The organism is Thermococcus sp. 21S7 (assembly GCF_012027615.1).
Lineage (GTDB): Archaea > Methanobacteriota_B > Thermococci > Thermococcales > Thermococcaceae > Thermococcus.
Map to the genome: position 1 here is coordinate 176,989 of NZ_SNUT01000002.1, position 13,799 is coordinate 190,787.

At 54.5% G+C, this 13,799-nt stretch carries 13 protein-coding genes and 3 pseudogenes; 7 read left to right on the forward strand and 9 right to left on the reverse strand.

From position 1 onward, the window contains the following. The first annotated feature begins 75 nt into the window (after positions 1-75). Positions 76-654: a hypothetical protein gene (locus E3E51_RS04220; protein ID WP_167911868.1), complete on the forward strand. Its 579-nt coding sequence runs from the start codon at positions 76-78 to the stop codon at positions 652-654. Beyond that, positions 651-1,352, forward strand: coding sequence for a hypothetical protein (locus E3E51_RS04225; protein ID WP_167911869.1), 702 nt, complete (start codon positions 651-653; stop codon positions 1,350-1,352). The genes E3E51_RS04220 and E3E51_RS04225 overlap by 4 nt, the downstream gene beginning before the upstream one ends. 22 nt (positions 1,353-1,374) lie before the next feature. On the opposite strand, the gene wecB is transcribed toward E3E51_RS04225, so the two are convergent. After that, on the reverse strand, positions 1,375-2,508 hold the full coding sequence (wecB, locus tag E3E51_RS04230) for a UDP-N-acetylglucosamine 2-epimerase (non-hydrolyzing) (protein ID WP_167911870.1): 1,134 nt from the start codon (positions 2,506-2,508) through the stop codon (positions 1,375-1,377). Beyond that, a complete protein-coding gene (locus E3E51_RS04235; protein WP_167912135.1) occupies positions 2,505-3,791 on the reverse strand; it encodes a UDP-N-acetyl-D-mannosamine dehydrogenase in 1,287 nt (428 codons plus the stop codon). The genes wecB and E3E51_RS04235 overlap by 4 nt, the downstream gene beginning before the upstream one ends. A 285-nt stretch (positions 3,792-4,076) precedes the next feature. On the opposite strand from E3E51_RS04235, the gene E3E51_RS04240 reads away from it, so the two are divergent. Further along, positions 4,077-5,210: a DUF354 domain-containing protein gene (locus E3E51_RS04240; RefSeq protein ID WP_167911871.1), complete on the forward strand. Its 1,134-nt coding sequence runs from the start codon at positions 4,077-4,079 to the stop codon at positions 5,208-5,210. Here E3E51_RS04240 and E3E51_RS04245 read toward each other — a convergent pair. Together E3E51_RS04245 and E3E51_RS04250 are read right to left on the reverse strand one after the other, a co-directional pair. After that, a complete protein-coding gene (locus tag E3E51_RS04245; RefSeq protein WP_167911872.1) occupies positions 5,142-5,711 on the reverse strand; it encodes a stage II sporulation protein M in 570 nt (189 codons plus the stop codon). The genes E3E51_RS04240 and E3E51_RS04245 overlap by 69 nt on opposite strands. A 10-nt stretch (positions 5,712-5,721) precedes the next feature. Next, positions 5,722-6,000, reverse strand: coding sequence for a lipoate protein ligase C-terminal domain-containing protein (locus E3E51_RS04250; RefSeq protein WP_167912136.1), 279 nt, complete (start codon positions 5,998-6,000; stop codon positions 5,722-5,724). 69 nt (positions 6,001-6,069) lie between these two features. Here E3E51_RS04250 and E3E51_RS04255 point away from each other — a divergent pair, with 69 nt between their 5' ends. Next, positions 6,070-7,998: an arginine--tRNA ligase gene (locus E3E51_RS04255; RefSeq protein WP_167912137.1), complete on the forward strand. Its 1,929-nt coding sequence runs from the start codon at positions 6,070-6,072 to the stop codon at positions 7,996-7,998. Here the strand turns inward: E3E51_RS04255 and E3E51_RS04260 are convergent. Continuing rightward, positions 7,999-8,488, reverse strand: a pseudogene (locus tag E3E51_RS04260) (hypothetical protein). A gap of 176 nt (positions 8,489-8,664) precedes the next feature. Then, positions 8,665-9,113: pseudogene (locus tag E3E51_RS04265) on the reverse strand (zinc ribbon domain-containing protein); the annotation flags it as partial. A gap of 128 nt (positions 9,114-9,241) precedes the next feature. Between E3E51_RS04265 and E3E51_RS04270 the strand changes: the two are divergent. Then, positions 9,242-10,154 (forward strand): annotated as a pseudogene (locus E3E51_RS04270) (dihydrodipicolinate synthase family protein). Positions 10,155-10,156: 2 nt separating this feature from the next. Here the strand turns inward: E3E51_RS04270 and prf1 are convergent. The 3 genes from prf1 to E3E51_RS04285 all read right to left on the reverse strand — a co-directional run bounded on the left by prf1 (position 10,157) and on the right by E3E51_RS04285 (position 12,366). Further along, positions 10,157-11,404, reverse strand: a complete 1,248-nt coding sequence (gene prf1, locus E3E51_RS04275) for a peptide chain release factor aRF-1 (protein WP_167911873.1) — start codon at positions 11,402-11,404, stop codon at positions 10,157-10,159. Between the two features lie 72 nt (positions 11,405-11,476). Continuing rightward, the gene (locus E3E51_RS04280) at positions 11,477-11,713 is read right to left on the reverse strand and encodes a pro-sigmaK processing inhibitor BofA family protein (RefSeq protein ID WP_167911874.1); all 237 of its coding nucleotides are present in this window, start codon (positions 11,711-11,713) and stop codon (positions 11,477-11,479) included. A 92-nt stretch (positions 11,714-11,805) separates the two neighbouring features. Further along, entirely contained in the window at positions 11,806-12,366 is a 561-nt protein-coding gene (locus E3E51_RS04285; protein ID WP_167911875.1) for a hypothetical protein, read from the reverse strand. 118 nt (positions 12,367-12,484) lie between these two features. Between E3E51_RS04285 and E3E51_RS04290 the strand changes: the two genes are divergently transcribed. Together E3E51_RS04290 and E3E51_RS04295 are read left to right on the forward strand one after the other, a co-directional pair. Next, entirely contained in the window at positions 12,485-13,207 is a 723-nt protein-coding gene (locus tag E3E51_RS04290) for a hypothetical protein (RefSeq protein ID WP_206204475.1), read from the forward strand. Positions 13,208-13,223: 16 nt separating this feature from the next. Further along, on the forward strand, positions 13,224-13,604 hold the full coding sequence (locus E3E51_RS04295; protein WP_167911877.1) for a type II toxin-antitoxin system PemK/MazF family toxin: 381 nt from the start codon (positions 13,224-13,226) through the stop codon (positions 13,602-13,604). Positions 13,605-13,799 lie beyond the last annotated feature (195 nt).

The following is a 13,799-nucleotide window of genomic DNA, read 5'->3' on the forward strand; positions in this document are numbered from 1 at the left end:
ACTCCTTTGGATATCGTTCAAATCTAACTCCAAAAAGTTTAAATCCCCGAAAGTGTTACTTTACTGGGGGAGAAAATGAAAAAGCTGCACCTCGTTGGTATGGTCATGGTAGTCCTGGTTCTCATATTCTACTTCGGAGACTTCACCCTGGCCAGATCAGAGACCCATGCGAGTGTCCAAACTGTGGGAGTGAGGAATACCAACGCGACTTTCAACGAGGGGTTCTGCGTGTACCCTGATTCTCCCTTTGGGGGTCTGGTCGCCTCAGAACTGAGGGCTAGGGGACACAGGGTTCTGACGCTCTCCGCCCCCGTGGAATGCGACGGCCAGTTTCTGGCGGTCTGGGTCGAGTGGGTTAACGTGAGCTACCTCCCCGTGCTCTCAAAGGGACACGTACTGGCAGTTGCCATCTACTCAAGTGCCGGCGATCCAACCCCTTACCTCAAGTACATGAACGCCACCGACAAGAAGAAGGCACTGCTAAAGCTTGAAGGGACCAAAAAGCCCCAGTTCCAGACTCACATCATTGCCGAAGTTTCTGACGAATCCGAAGGCTTCATAGCTCTCAGGGGCTATCACGATTACCTTCTGAGGCAGGCGGCGAAGGCCATCGCCGATCAGGTGGAGGGCATCCGCAGGGGTGGGCAGCGATGAGACGCCTTTACCTCCCGGTTTTCGCAGTCGTTATCCTCTGCTTCCTCTTGGTCGGCTACACGGCCTCTTCCGTTTCCGTCGGCAATGAAGCCAGGGGAGAGTTCAACTTTCTGTTTGAGGTGAATTCATCTCCCAGGGTGGTCGTTCAGCTCCCGTACAGCCTAACACTGTCTTCTGGGATTTACCCCGGCGAAAACACGGAAGAAGATTTCGAAAACGCTCTGAAAAAAGAAACCGCTGAGGCACTTGGCTCCAGCGGCCTTTATCCCGAGTTCAGGAGCGTCGAGCCGCTCGTCCTCCTCCCGGGCGAAAAACCCCCCGAGAGAATAGCGGAACCGCTGATAATATTCTTCGTGCCGTTCTACGGCCACGAGGAGAACATCTACTACGAATCCTGCTACGCGAGCGTTCTCGTTTACATGAGCTCCCGGGGCGACGTTGGAAGCTATCTATCTGTGGAGGAGAAATACTCGGGTGATTCGACCAAAACTGACGACCTGAAGTACTTCGCCAGCGACCTCTTTGACGCCGCGATGAAGGCGGCGGAGTCCGGTAACGGTTCCCATTCGCTGAAGGTGGTCTACTGGAACGTCCTTGAGGTGCGGCGCGGCAGACTGGCCGGCGGGGACTGCTGGGACATCCTCGCTGAAGAGATTGGAAAGGAAATCGCCGAGTGGGCACGGACACTCAATCCCTAACCGCAGAAGCCAAAAGAAAAAGTCAGATGAACCTTGAGCTCCTGACCCCCAACTCCCCCTTTTCGTTAAGCTCCAGCAGTATTCTCACTATCCTGTCTCCTGCCCTTCCGTCGCCGAAGGGATTCGGCGCCTCTGCCATTTTCCGGTAGAACCCCTCGTCCTCCATGAGCTTCTGGAGGTATCCAATAGCCCGCTCCTTCTCCAGGCCGACGAGGATGTTGCCGCCCGCCTTTACCGTTTCTGGCCTCTCGGTGTTGTAGCGGAGGGTAAGGCAGGGCACGTTGAGGATTATGCTCTCCTCCTGTATTCCGCCGGAGTCCGTCATTATCGCGAAGGCGTTCTTCTCCAGCTTTAGGAAGTCGAGGTAGCCGAGGGGCCGGGTGATGATGAGGTTCTCTATCGAGCTTATCCTTTCCCAGAGGCCGAACTCCTTCAGCCTGTTCCTCGTGCGCGGGTGCATGGGGTAGATGGCCTTTATCGGAAGGGCCTCAAGTATCCCAACGAGCTTTGTCAGATTCTCCCTGCTGTCCGTGTTCTCGGCCCTGTGGGCTGTTATCAGGAGGTATTCCTTTGGTTTGAGGCCGAACCTCTTGAGAACGTCGCTCTTCTTCTCCGCTATCTCTGAATTCTGGAGAACGGCGTCGACCACAGTGTTGCCGACGACGTAAACGTTCTCGGTTATCCCCTCCCGCTCAAGGTTCGTTCTTGCCTCCTCCGTTGGGGCGAAAAGAACCTCACTCGCGTGGTCGGCCAGGATTCTGTTTATCTCCTCCGGCATCGTCCTGTCGAAGCTCCTCAACCCAGCTTCGACGTGGGCGACAGGTATTTTCAGCTTAACGCTCGCTATAGCCCCGGCCAGAACCGTGTTGGTGTCGCCCTGCACGAGGGTCACGTCCGGCCTTTCGTCCATCAAAACCCTCTCAATCTTCATCATCGCGGTTCCAGTTTGCTCCGCCTGGGTGCCTGAGCCGACCTCCAGGTGGTGGTCTATCCCATTGAGCTCAAGCTCCTCCAAAAAGACCCTGCTCATCTCGTAGTCGTAGTGCTGTCCCGTGTGGATGAGGAGCGGCTTGATACCCCTCTCCTCGAACGCCCTTATGACCGGTGCCAGCTTTATTATCTCTGGCCTCGTTCCGAAGACGAAGGCCGGCCTCAATACTCCCCCCTCCCAACTCCCCTGAAGACGAACCCGCGGGGCGGTTTCTCCACAACGTGCCTCCCATCCACGAGGATCCTCGTTCTCATGAGCTTACCTAGCCCTTCCCAGTCGAGGGACTTGAAAGCCGTGTGGTCCGTGGCTATGACGACCGCATCGGCTCCCTCGACGGCGTCCTCCAGGCTTTCGTGGGTTCCTCTGACAAACGGATCATAAGTTCTGACCTCGGCAACGTCGTCCCGTATGGCATCGACGAACGCAAACGCCGGTGAGTTTCTCGTGTCATCGCTGTCCCCTTTGTAGGCGAGTCCGAGAACGGCGATGACGGCGTCGCTCGGGGGGATGTTCAGCTCCCTGAGGGCAGAGAAGAGCAAATCCTTAGTGAAGAGGGGCATGGAGTCGTTTACTTCCCTCGCGAGCTTTATCAGCCCAAAGTCCTCCTTGGCGGGCCAGACGAGCAGGTGGGGGTCCTTTGGAAGGCAGTGGCCGCCGACACCAATGCCTGGAACGTGAATCTTGACCCTCGGATGGGTGTTCGCCAGGTTTATCGCCTCAAAGACGTCTATCCCGTACTGGTGAGCTAAAAATGCGAACTCGTTGGCGAGGGCTATGTTGACGTCGCGGAAGGTGTTCTCCATGAGCTTGACGACCTCGCTGACGGTTGAGCTGGTTTTAAAGGTCTGTCCCCTGACGAAGGAACGGTACAGTTTTTCGGCGAGCTCGGCGCTCTCAGGGGTTATTCCCCCGAAAATGCGGGAGTTGTAAACCAGTTCCTTGAATATCCTACCAGGCATCACCCTCTCCGGGGCGTGAACCATGTAGAAGTCCGCCCCCGCCCTGAATCCGGTGAGTTCCTCTATGAGTTCTGCCATTTTAACGGTGGTGAGCGGTGGAACGGTGCTCTCAATTATGACCAGCGAACCCTTTTTCATGGCCTTTGCGACGGTCTCGACGGCGCTCCGCAGAAACTCCAGATTCGGGGTCTTATCGTCCCTGAGGGGAGTCTGGACGCAGATTATGTAGACGTCCTTGTCCTTGATGTCGTTTGGATCGGAGGTCGCCCGGAGGGTGCCGTTTTCGATGGCCTTTTTGAGGAGGTCGTCTATCTCGGGTTCCACTATGTGGGCCTTTCCGGAGTTTATGCTCTCGACGACGTTCCTCCTTATTTCGTACCCAGTGACACTGAAACCCGCGTTGGCGAACATTATCGCCGTCGGGAGGCCTATGTAACCGAGACCTATCACGGCTATCTCCACGCTCTTGTCCTCAATCCTGTCCAGCATGCTTTTCACCCACTACCCCCTAACTCCGTCCTTGAATAAAAGTCTTTTCCAAAAAACGATTTCCTGCCTGATTTCCTGCACCTGCAGGGTCTTGAGTCCCCTTTGGCCCCCCACCGTTTTTCTTCCCATTGTATATCACGTGACTTTTTTGGTTTCACCGAAAGAAAGCGTTTTAAACGTTTGTTCGGCCCAGCACGGTACGAAAAAACTTTGAAAAGAACGATTCACAATCGTTTTTGGGAAAGCCTTATATTGAACAGAGTTGTCCAGTAAATGGGTGGTAAAATGAAGGTATGGATTGACATCACGAACGCCCCTCACGTTCACTTTTTCAAAGGTGTAATAAATGAGCTGGAGAAGGCCGGACACGAGGTTCTGGTCACAACCCGCGAGTTCGACGGACTCACCGGAATCCTTGACATGTTCGGGTTTGATTACTACGTGGTCGGAAGGCACGGCGGTGCGACCCTTGAGGGCAAGCTCCTGGCGGGCACCGAAAGGATGTACAAGCTGTCCAAGCTGATAATTGAAGAAAAGCCCGACCTGGCGATTTACAAACATTCGGCCGAAGCCCCAAGGGTTGCCTTCGGCCTCCAGATACCCGCCATAGGCTTCGTTGACAACGAGACGGCCGTTGCCCAGAACAAGCTTATACTCCCCTACACCACGCTCCTCGTCTACCCAACCGCAATAGACGCCTACGAACTCCTCCGGTGCGGTGCCGACCCAAACGGGATGCGCCCGGTTAAAGGCTTTTCTGAGCTGGCTCACCTCTACGGCTTCATCCCCGACAGGAAGGTCCTGCACGAGCTGGGATTAAAGCGCGGGGAGTACATCGTCATGCGCACGGAGCCGATAAAGGCCAACTACTTCAACGGGCCCCCGAAGAGCGTTCTTGAGGACGTTATTCCTCTCCTTCCGGAGACTCCCATAGTCCTCTTCCCCAGGACGGAGGAGCAGAGGAAACGCTTTGAGCACTTCGAAAACGTGATAATGCCCGAAAGACCAGTCGACAGCCTCAGCCTGCTCTACTATGCCAAGCTCATGATAGGCGCAGGGGGAACGATGAACAGGGAGGCCATAGCCCTTGGAACCCCGACGATTTCGACCTATCCCGGAAAGCTGCTGGCGGTCACCAAGTGGCTCGTGGAGAAGGGAGTGAAGTTCCACTCGACCGACCCGGTGAAGGTTGCAATGATGGCGGAGCGCATGATGGAGATGAACGGCGGCTACCGCGCCTACATCCGGAGCGTTGTGAGCGGTTTCGAGAACCCCATGGACGTAATCCTGCGCGAGATAGAAACCTACGAGGAGTTCGGAACGTTCATGACCATGAAGGTGGAAGAATCGTCAGACCCCGGCAACGCGCGGGGTTACGTAGGCCTCAATGAAAGCCGCCACAAGGAGGAGCAGCACTGAGACTGCGAAGAGCTTTAACCCCTTTTCCGCTCCCCTTCTGAACCTTTCTCCCGCTTCTCCCTCGCCCCTTACTATCTCACGGTACCAGACTATTCCCGAGACCCCAGCGAGCGCTATCGCCGGTATCTCGATGATTCCATGCGGTACCAGCCCCAGGATTATCTGGGGGAACGAAAGCTCTCCGCTCGCCTGAACGGCCCTGACTACGAGGCCGACCACGAAGCCGTTGAAGGCCATTATGAGCCAGGGGCCGAGGCCGAAGAAGAGGCCGGAGAGGAGCATGAAGAAGGCCACCATTGAGTTGTTGGTGAATATCTTGACGAAGTTCTCAAAGCTGGAATCTGAGATAGGTCCCATCCGCTCGGCAAGTTTTTTAACGGCCTCAACCGCGGCATCGGGGTTCCCGAGGGCAAAAACATAACCAAGGAAAGATGCCGCGAGGAAAACTATTAGAAGGTAGCCCAGGGTCTTTTTGGGAACCTCCGCGCCAATCTTGGGCAAGGGGCTCACCTCACTTCCCCAGGGCGTTCTTCAGGGCGATCTTGAAGTCCTCGACGTTAACGTAGGGCATCTCCACGTCCATCCTCACCGCAAAGAACTCGTCTATCAGGTTCTCCAGCTCTTCAAGCCTGTGTCCCTCAAGTGTTTTTTCGAGCTCCTGAACGGTCTCCTCCGGATGCATGAAAAAGTCTCCCGTAATCTTGACGTGCTCGGCAATACCGTCTCTCTCGTCGAACTCTATCCTTATCAAACCCTTCTTGGCCTTGTGCTCTCCGACGTGGTGCCTCATACCCATCCCCAAAGTAAATCCCTCGGAGAACTTTTTAAAGGTTGGGTATAAGTGGTTGCGGTGGTGGGAATGGGATACGCTCAGGTTAAGGAGAAGATCAGGCTCATCCTCAACGAAACTCTGGAAGAAATGCTGAAAGAGGCTGGAAAGGAGTGGAAAGGTGAGATAACCTTTGACGACACCCCCAGCATCGAGCTTGGCGACTTCGCAACGACGGTTTCCTTCCAGCTGGCGAGGGTTTTCAGGAAGGCGCCAAAGCTCATCGCCGAGGATATCGTTGAGAGGCTGAGGGAGAAGTTGCCGGAGGAGGTTTCCGAGGTTCGGGCCGTCAACGGCTACATAAACTTCTATCTCAACTACGACGTCTTCGGCAAAGCCCTCGTCCGCGAGATACTTGAGGAGGGGAACGCCTACGGAGAGGGCAAGATTGGGACTGGAAAGAAGGTCATCGTGGAGCACACCTCCGTGAACCCAACGAAGCCGTTCCACATGGGGCACGCGAGGAACGCCGTCCTCGGCGACACCGTGGCGAGGATTATGCGCAAGCTCGGCTACACCGTCGAGGTTCAGAACTACATAGACGACCTCGGCGTTCAGTTTGCCCAGGTTCTCTGGGGCTATCTCCACCTGAAGGAGGAGTTCGAGAGGCTTGAGGCAGAGCTGAGGGAGAAGGGCCTGAAGGAGGACTTCATCGACCACGTCATGGGACTGCTCTACGTCGAGGTTAACAAGCGCATAGAGGAGAACCCCGAGGTCGAGAAGGAAGTTCGCGAGCTTATGAAGAAGCTCGAAGAGGGCGATAACGAGACAGCCGAAATCGGGAGAAAATTGGCGGAGCGCGTTGTCAAAGCACAGATGCTGACAACATACCGCATGGGTGTAACCTACGACCTCCTCAGCTGGGAGAGCGACATAATGAGGAGCGGAATTTTCGGCGAGGCCTACGAGCTCATCGAGGCCAACGAGAACTTCTTCTGGGCCACGGAAGGCAAGTACAAGGGTGCCTTCGTGATGGATTTGAGGAAGCTCTTTCCGGACATGAAGAACCCGTTCCTCGTCCTTAAGAGGAGCGACGGAACCGCCACCTACACCGGCAAAGACATAGCCTATCACCTCTGGAAGTTCGGCAAGGTAAAGGCGGACATGCTCTACAAGCCGTGGGACAGGCACGAAAACCACGAGACCTGGACGACCGCTCCCCGCGGAGAGGAGATGCCGGGCAGGTTTGGAAACGCGGATATAGTCATCAACGTCATCGGTGCCGAGCAGAAGCACCCGCAGATGGCGATAAAGTACGCCCTTCAGCTCCTCGGCTTCGAGGAGAGCGCGGAGAACTTCCACCACCTGGCTTACGAGCACGTCGTCAGGCCGGAGGGCAAGTTCTCGGGGAGGAAGGGAACCTGGGTCGGCTTCACGGTTGACGAGGTCCTCAACGAGGCCGTTCAGAGGGCTAGGGAACTAGTGGAGGAGAAGAACCCAAGTCTGAGCGACGCGGAGAAGGATAGCATCGCGGAGGCCGTCGGCGTCGGCGCGGTTCGCTTCAACCTCGTCAAGTACAGCCCGGACAAGGTGATAACATTCCGGTGGGAGGACGTCCTCAACTTTGAAGGCGAGAGCGCCCCCTACGTCCAGTACGCCCACGCGCGCTGTGCCTCGATCCTCCGGAAGGCCGGGGAGAGGGGCATAGAGACCGACTGGAAGACGCTCCTTGAGAGGGCAGACTTCTCAAAGCTCACAAACAGGGAGAAAGAACTGGTAAAGCTCCTCGCCAAATTCCCGGAAATCGTTGAAATTGCAGGAAATGACGTTAAGCCCCACCTGATTCCGTGGTACGCCAACGAACTCGCTTCGCTCTTCAACAAGTTCTACATGGACCATCCGGTGCTCAAGGCGGAGGAGGGAATCGTGGAGGAGAGGCTGCTCCTCGTGCTTGCTGTAAAGCAGGTTCTCAGGAATGCCCTTGAACTGCTCGGCATAGAGGCGCCGGAGAAGATGTGATCACTCCCTCAACACTTTTTCCACCACTGGGTCTATTATCCGGTACCCCCCGTTTTCCTTCTTTATCCATCCCATCTTTTCCAGGTTCCTGATAAGGCTGCCCAGCCTGGCGTTCGTTATGGGACCGCTCTTTGCCTCCACGTAGTCCCTTATCTCGGACCACCTTGATAGTCCGATGGAGACCGCGCGCAGGATGAGGGTGTACCTCGGGGAGCGCTTTTCAAGTTCTAGCAGTTCCTCCCGTATCATGTTCCTTGCCTTTGCTATCGTGGCTTCCAGGGCCTTTTTGGGGTCTCCCTTTTTCCAGGTAGAGTCCGATTCCCTGATATTCGTTGAGGGCCGCCTTTAGAAGGGAGCTCTTGCCCACACGGCGGATTCCTATGATAAGGGTTATCGGATACTCCTCCATACCCGTGAGAACGGCATCAAGCTCCGCCTCCCTGTCAAACATCTCCTCCCTTCTCTCTTTTGGTCTCGGGTCAAAGAGCATAGGTATCGCCCCCGACACTTGGTATCGGTACCGATACTTAAAAACTTCCCGGAACCCCAAAATACCCCCTTCCCCCAAAAATCTTCGGTGATTCCATGCGCGGTGTTGTGGTGCCCCTTCTGACCTCCTTCCCGCCCTGGAGGGCGAGGGTTCGGCTTAACCCCTCGCCATTGGCGGGAGGTTTGAGGGGCTTCATTAAAGCCCAATTTAAAACGGGCTTTCAGCCCCTCAGGGAGGGTCTCCCCCCGTTACCCCTCCTCTGAGCGTAAAACCCGCTCAGATTCGGGGTTATGGTTTTTACGGCCTTTTTCAAAATATTGAAACCACCAACCAAGTCCGCGTTAAAAACAAGTCCCGTCGCGGGACACTTAAACAACCCCCGAACGAAGCGAGCCTCCTCATGAGGCCTCCCGCAAACGGGACAAAGCTTAGAAGTGAAAGCCTCATCAACAACCACAACACCAATACCATACCCCTCCGCAACTTCAGTTAGGCGTTTAATGACAGTATTGAACCTCCAAACGTGAGAGAGGATAAAATTCTGCTTTTTGCTCTTATCAGGATTCCGAGCTATTCCCTTTGGGTAGCCAACGACAATCTTAGAAACTCCCAAATCGTAAAGCCTCTAACTGGAAGAGCTTTAGCTCTTGCTCCTTTGAGGGTTGGAGTTTTACCGTTACTGCTCGCTTCATTTCAAAGTATGGTATGAATTTTAGGCTTTAAAAGAGTATCGCTTCCCTGTTCGAAGGCTGGTTGGGTTGTTCACTTCATCCCCGCTGTGAACGGCAAGACTTTCAAAAGAAAAATGTAACGCCCTTCAACGAGGACTACTCCATCGATATTCCCGCCCTTGAGGAGCACATCGAGTTTCTCCAGAAGGTCGGCGTTCACGGGATATTCATCAACGCGACGACCGGCGAGTTCACGAGCCTCAGCGTCGAGGAGAGGAAGTTTCTGGCCGAGAGGGGCAGGGAGCTCGTCAACGCCTCATTCTACTTGGTCGGTACGGCCTCCTCGAACACCTTTGAGGTCATTGAGCTTACAAAGCACGCCCAGGACATAGGGGCCGACTACGTCGTGATAGCGCCCCCCCTACTACTGCCCCCTGAACGACGACGCCCTGTTTACGCACTACTCGATGGTCGCCGAGAGAACCGATATTCCTAATTATACTATACAACATCCCCTCCTGCGCCAACCCGCTCAGCGTGCCACTCATCAAACGCCTCGCCCTAGAGTACCCGAACATCGCCGGTGTGAAGGAGACGATTGACAGTGTAAATCACATCAGGGACGTTATCTTCGAGGTTAAGGGCGAAAGAAAGGACTTCAAGGTATTCACCGGCCTCGACCAGCACTTCTTGAACACGCTCGTTCTCGGCGGGGTTGGGGAATAATGGCCTGTGCTGACTTTGCCCCCGAGGTTCATCTGGCCCTCTACAAGGCCTTTCAGGAAAAGAGGTTCGAAGAAGCATTCGAGCACGCGAGAAGGCTGGCAAAGCTGTCCGGGGTCTACGATGCGGCATCATCATTCGGCTCCGCAATAAAGCTCGCCATGTCGCTCCGCGGCTTCTCGATAAAACCCGTCCTCAGACCCCCGTACTTGATGGATGGGGAAGAGGTGAAGGAAGGAATAAGAAAGCTGCTCGCCGAGGTACTGGGCTGAGCTCACTGAATCTTGTACCTCAGGAAGGCCCCCAGCCCTCCAAAGGCCTTGTAGAACTGCTGGCCCTCGTCCGTGTCGAGGGAGATGATCTCCACTTCGGAACCGCTTTCCTCGGCCATTTTTATGAACTCCTCGGCGACGTCCCATTTCTCAAAGCTTATGTTCTGGCTGCCGCACTTTGGGCAGTGGGTGAGCTTCTTCCTGTAGACGTGGAACTCGCTCTCGCTCATGGTCTTCTCCTCCTGCCAGCCGCAGTTGTTGCACTTTGCCCTGACGCGAACCTTGTCGTAGCCCTCGCTGATGAGGAGCGTGTCAACGGCGCCAAGCTCAAGGGCCTGCCGCACCTCCCTCTCACCGTAGGTTATCATTCCCGTGTCCTTAACGAGGTGCCTGAAGAAGTTCTGTATAAGGTGGCGCTCTTTGACCGCCTCGTGGTCCTTGAGTATATCGCTGGCCTTCTCCACCAGCTCTCTCAGCCCGTACTCGCCGTGGTAGCTGATGTCCACAACGCCGATGACCTTCTTTCGAAGCTCGTGGTGAAGGTAGTCGCCCTCAACGAACTCCTCCTTGGTCGGGCCCGGGCCGCCGATGATTATCCCTCTCAGCTCGCCCTTCTCAAGGAGCGGAAGGAAGGCCTTGTTGGCGTGCTCGCCGATGCGCTTCATGAACTCGTGGGTTTCCTGCTCGCGAATCCTCTCGTAACGTCTCGCGGACTGACCACCCGCGCGGGTCTTTCCGGGGACGTTTGAAGTCAGCTCGTCGATGACGTCAATGCGCTTTCCCCTGAGGAGGCCTATCGTTGCCTCGTTCTTTTCGACTGTGATGAGGCCGTAGGCGTCCTTTACGCGGAGCATCTCCTCAAGGGGTTCGGTGATAAAGGTCTGGTCACATCGATAGAGCCTGACCTTCAGCGGCTCCGGCGGGACTATCGCCCAGAGCTTTATGTCGCTGACACCCTCCTGCTCGCTGACGTTTCCGACGAAGAGGGCCAGACCGGTCTCGGGAGTCTTGCGGTAGAGCTTGAGGTGCTGCATGGCCCTCTCAAGGGCCCCAAGAACGTTCTTTCGCGTCGATTTTGACTTGATGTTCTGCGCCGTGCCGTACTCCTCCCTCAGCTGCTGCATGACCTTGTTTATGTCGTAGCCCGCGGGAATGTACAGGCTCACAAGTTCAGTGGCTCGACCTCGATAACCCTTCAGTTCATCGACCTTTTTCTTGAGTTCGTACATTTCAGCTGATTTGTGAGACATGATCATCACTCCCCAGAACCCTCTCTGGACGAAGAAAACGCGAGGAATTTATAAAAGTTTAGGAGGAATGGACTAGAACCAGTAGGCTATTATGAGTGCTATAACCCCGAGTATGCCACCTATGGCGACCACAAGGATGTTCAGCGCCGTCAGCGGCACGTCCGATATTCCTATCCAGTTCGTGAACCACAGTATTATCAGACCAATTACCGCGTTGGCCACGAGGTACCGAAGTATGGCAAAGCCAACCTTGACCACCAGCATGATGGCCAGGAACAAGAAAAACAGCAGCAGCAACTCTTCAAGCATGGTATCACCTGAAGTAGTTAAAACGAACGGGCTTATTAATCTTTCGGAACAGAAATGGGATGAATGAAGAAGAGCATTAATTCGATTTCGGACTACGAAAGTTTTTCGAGGGTCTCCTTTGCTATCTCCCCCAGCGGTACCCACTTCTTGCCCTCGAACGGGAGTATCACCTTGTCCTCAACGTTAACGAGTTCTTCAACGTACCCCCTTGCCTCACCGGCGCCCAGCTCACCCAGAAGCATCAGGGCAAAGCCCTTGGTGTTCTTGTCTCCTGTGTTGAGCTCTTCGAGGAGGTCTTTGATGACGGTGTCCCCCATGTCCCTGACTTTATCCGGGAACCTGCGGATGAGTTCGTACGAAAGAATCATCGCGTTTTCCTTCACGTAGGGGTTCCTGTTCCTAGTCAGCTCGATTGCTTTGGGGAACACCTTCCCCACGTGGGGCTCCACCACCTCTCCCCTCTGCTTGACGATCATCCCCAGAATCAGCAGTGCGTCCCCCCTGATGCCCGGCGCGTTATCGTCGAGGAGCTCTATAAGTGCATCCAGGGCTTTTTTGTCTTTAACCGCCACCGAAACTACCTCATCAAAGCGCTCCCCCTCTATGAGCTTTTTGACCTTGCCCCTCTTGGAGCCGAAGGAAAAGAATCCCATGGCAGTCACCTTAAGGGAATAGTTGCCGCCGGAACGTTAAAGGTTTTTCGTCCCGATATCCAAAGATATTTAAACGCGGAAGCACACTTTTCTATAGGCATTAAGATGGTGAGTGGAAATGACGTCCCCCGCACTTCCCGCCCAGCATGGTAACCTTGCGAGCCTGGCGTTCCCGTTCGGCAGTATGAATATCCGGCCATTGCTGGATGGGATATCGAGGAATGAAGGTGGATTTCGGGGGGTTTTAAAGGAGTTCAAAAAGAGTTTGAATGAAAAGGAGGGGCTTCTGTTCTCCCGGTTGATGGAGTTAACCCCCGATGAACCGAGTGAAGAGGCCTACATCATGGCTATTGAACGGATTTATAAGCTCTTCACCGAGGAGTTCAAAGGGGGCATCTACGCAATTGCTGATGCGGCGATTAACGTGGAGATGACTCCCACCGAGCTTGAGGAGGAGCTCAAGAACATCATCCTGCCAGAACTCGTTAAACTGAAATCGGATATTGACAGAACTTCCGAGCGACTGCTGGAGAAAGCCCTGGACGGCCGGCTCCCTGAGGAGGAGCTGGAAGAGATGGATGTCCTGGACAGATTCCTTTTCATTGAATCGAACATCCTCGGAATAATCATAGAGACCGGGAGCCTTGAAACTGCCGGCGAGCTGTCCCCCTACTTCCTGCTGCTCATGCTTCGGTTGTTGAAACTTCTCCAGAACGGAAAGTCTCTCACCGAACTGCTTGAGGACATCAAAATAGTTGCCGGTAAGATAAGGGAAGTTCACCCGACTCCAAGCGCGGTGGATGACTATTTCCTTGATGAACTTCTTGAATTGGATACCTGAGATCGGAGGTTGTCCAATGGAGCAGGGTGAAATCTGGACGGCCCCGTTTCCCTATTTTGATGAGAACGGCGGGCTGAAATACAAACATCGGCCGGTTCTTATAATCTCCGGCGACACCATGAATAACAACGGGCGGGATGTAATAGTCTGCCAGATTTCGCGGTTTGAGCTGAAGCGTGTCGCCGCCCTGTCCCCCCAGCTCAGGAAGATGGTGAGGGTGATAAAAAATGATGACCTGGACCCAAACACCAGCAGAGGGCTTAGGAACGTGAGTATGATAAAACCATTCAAGCTGTTCACGATACCCAAAACGAAACTCAGAAGCGGTAGATACATAGGGAAGCTCAAGGAGGACGTTATAACGGAGCTGGCAGAAAAGACGCGGGGACTCTTTTAAGGGCCGGTGTTAGGTCTCTTATGCATATAACCGCTCTGGCACCTCCCCACTCTTTTCCAATTCAGCTTCGTCAGCTTTGGTGTCGTGATAACAAGGGGACGGCACGCTGACCTCCTCCGGCTAGGGTTGGCTTTTGGGGCTGTTTCATAGATAGTTAAAAGCGTAAAGTTTAAGTGTTTTTATTTTATAATTCAT

Bases quoted from the DNA above. Each gene is read 5' to 3' on its own strand.
- E3E51_RS04220 (WP_167911868.1), top strand. From the start codon at position 76: ATGAAAAAGCTGCACCTCGTTGGTATGGTCATGGTAGTCCTGGTTCTC.
- prf1 (WP_167911873.1), bottom strand. From the start codon at position 11,404: ATGTCTCACAAATCAGCTGAAATGTACGAACTCAAGAAAAAGGTCGAT.
- E3E51_RS04250 (WP_167912136.1), bottom strand. From the start codon at position 6,000: ATGAGGCACCACGTCGGAGAGCACAAGGCCAAGAAGGGTTTGATAAGG.
- E3E51_RS04240 (WP_167911871.1), top strand. From the start codon at position 4,077: ATGAAGGTATGGATTGACATCACGAACGCCCCTCACGTTCACTTTTTC.
- E3E51_RS04255 (WP_167912137.1), top strand. From the start codon at position 6,070: ATGGGATACGCTCAGGTTAAGGAGAAGATCAGGCTCATCCTCAACGAA.
- E3E51_RS04280 (WP_167911874.1), bottom strand. From the start codon at position 11,713: ATGCTTGAAGAGTTGCTGCTGCTGTTTTTCTTGTTCCTGGCCATCATG.
- E3E51_RS04295 (WP_167911877.1), top strand. From the start codon at position 13,224: ATGGAGCAGGGTGAAATCTGGACGGCCCCGTTTCCCTATTTTGATGAG.
- E3E51_RS04290 (WP_206204475.1), top strand. From the start codon at position 12,485: ATGACGTCCCCCGCACTTCCCGCCCAGCATGGTAACCTTGCGAGCCTG.
- E3E51_RS04235 (WP_167912135.1), bottom strand. From the start codon at position 3,791: ATGCTGGACAGGATTGAGGACAAGAGCGTGGAGATAGCCGTGATAGGT.
- E3E51_RS04285 (WP_167911875.1), bottom strand. From the start codon at position 12,366: ATGGGATTCTTTTCCTTCGGCTCCAAGAGGGGCAAGGTCAAAAAGCTC.
- E3E51_RS04225 (WP_167911869.1), top strand. From the start codon at position 651: ATGAGACGCCTTTACCTCCCGGTTTTCGCAGTCGTTATCCTCTGCTTC.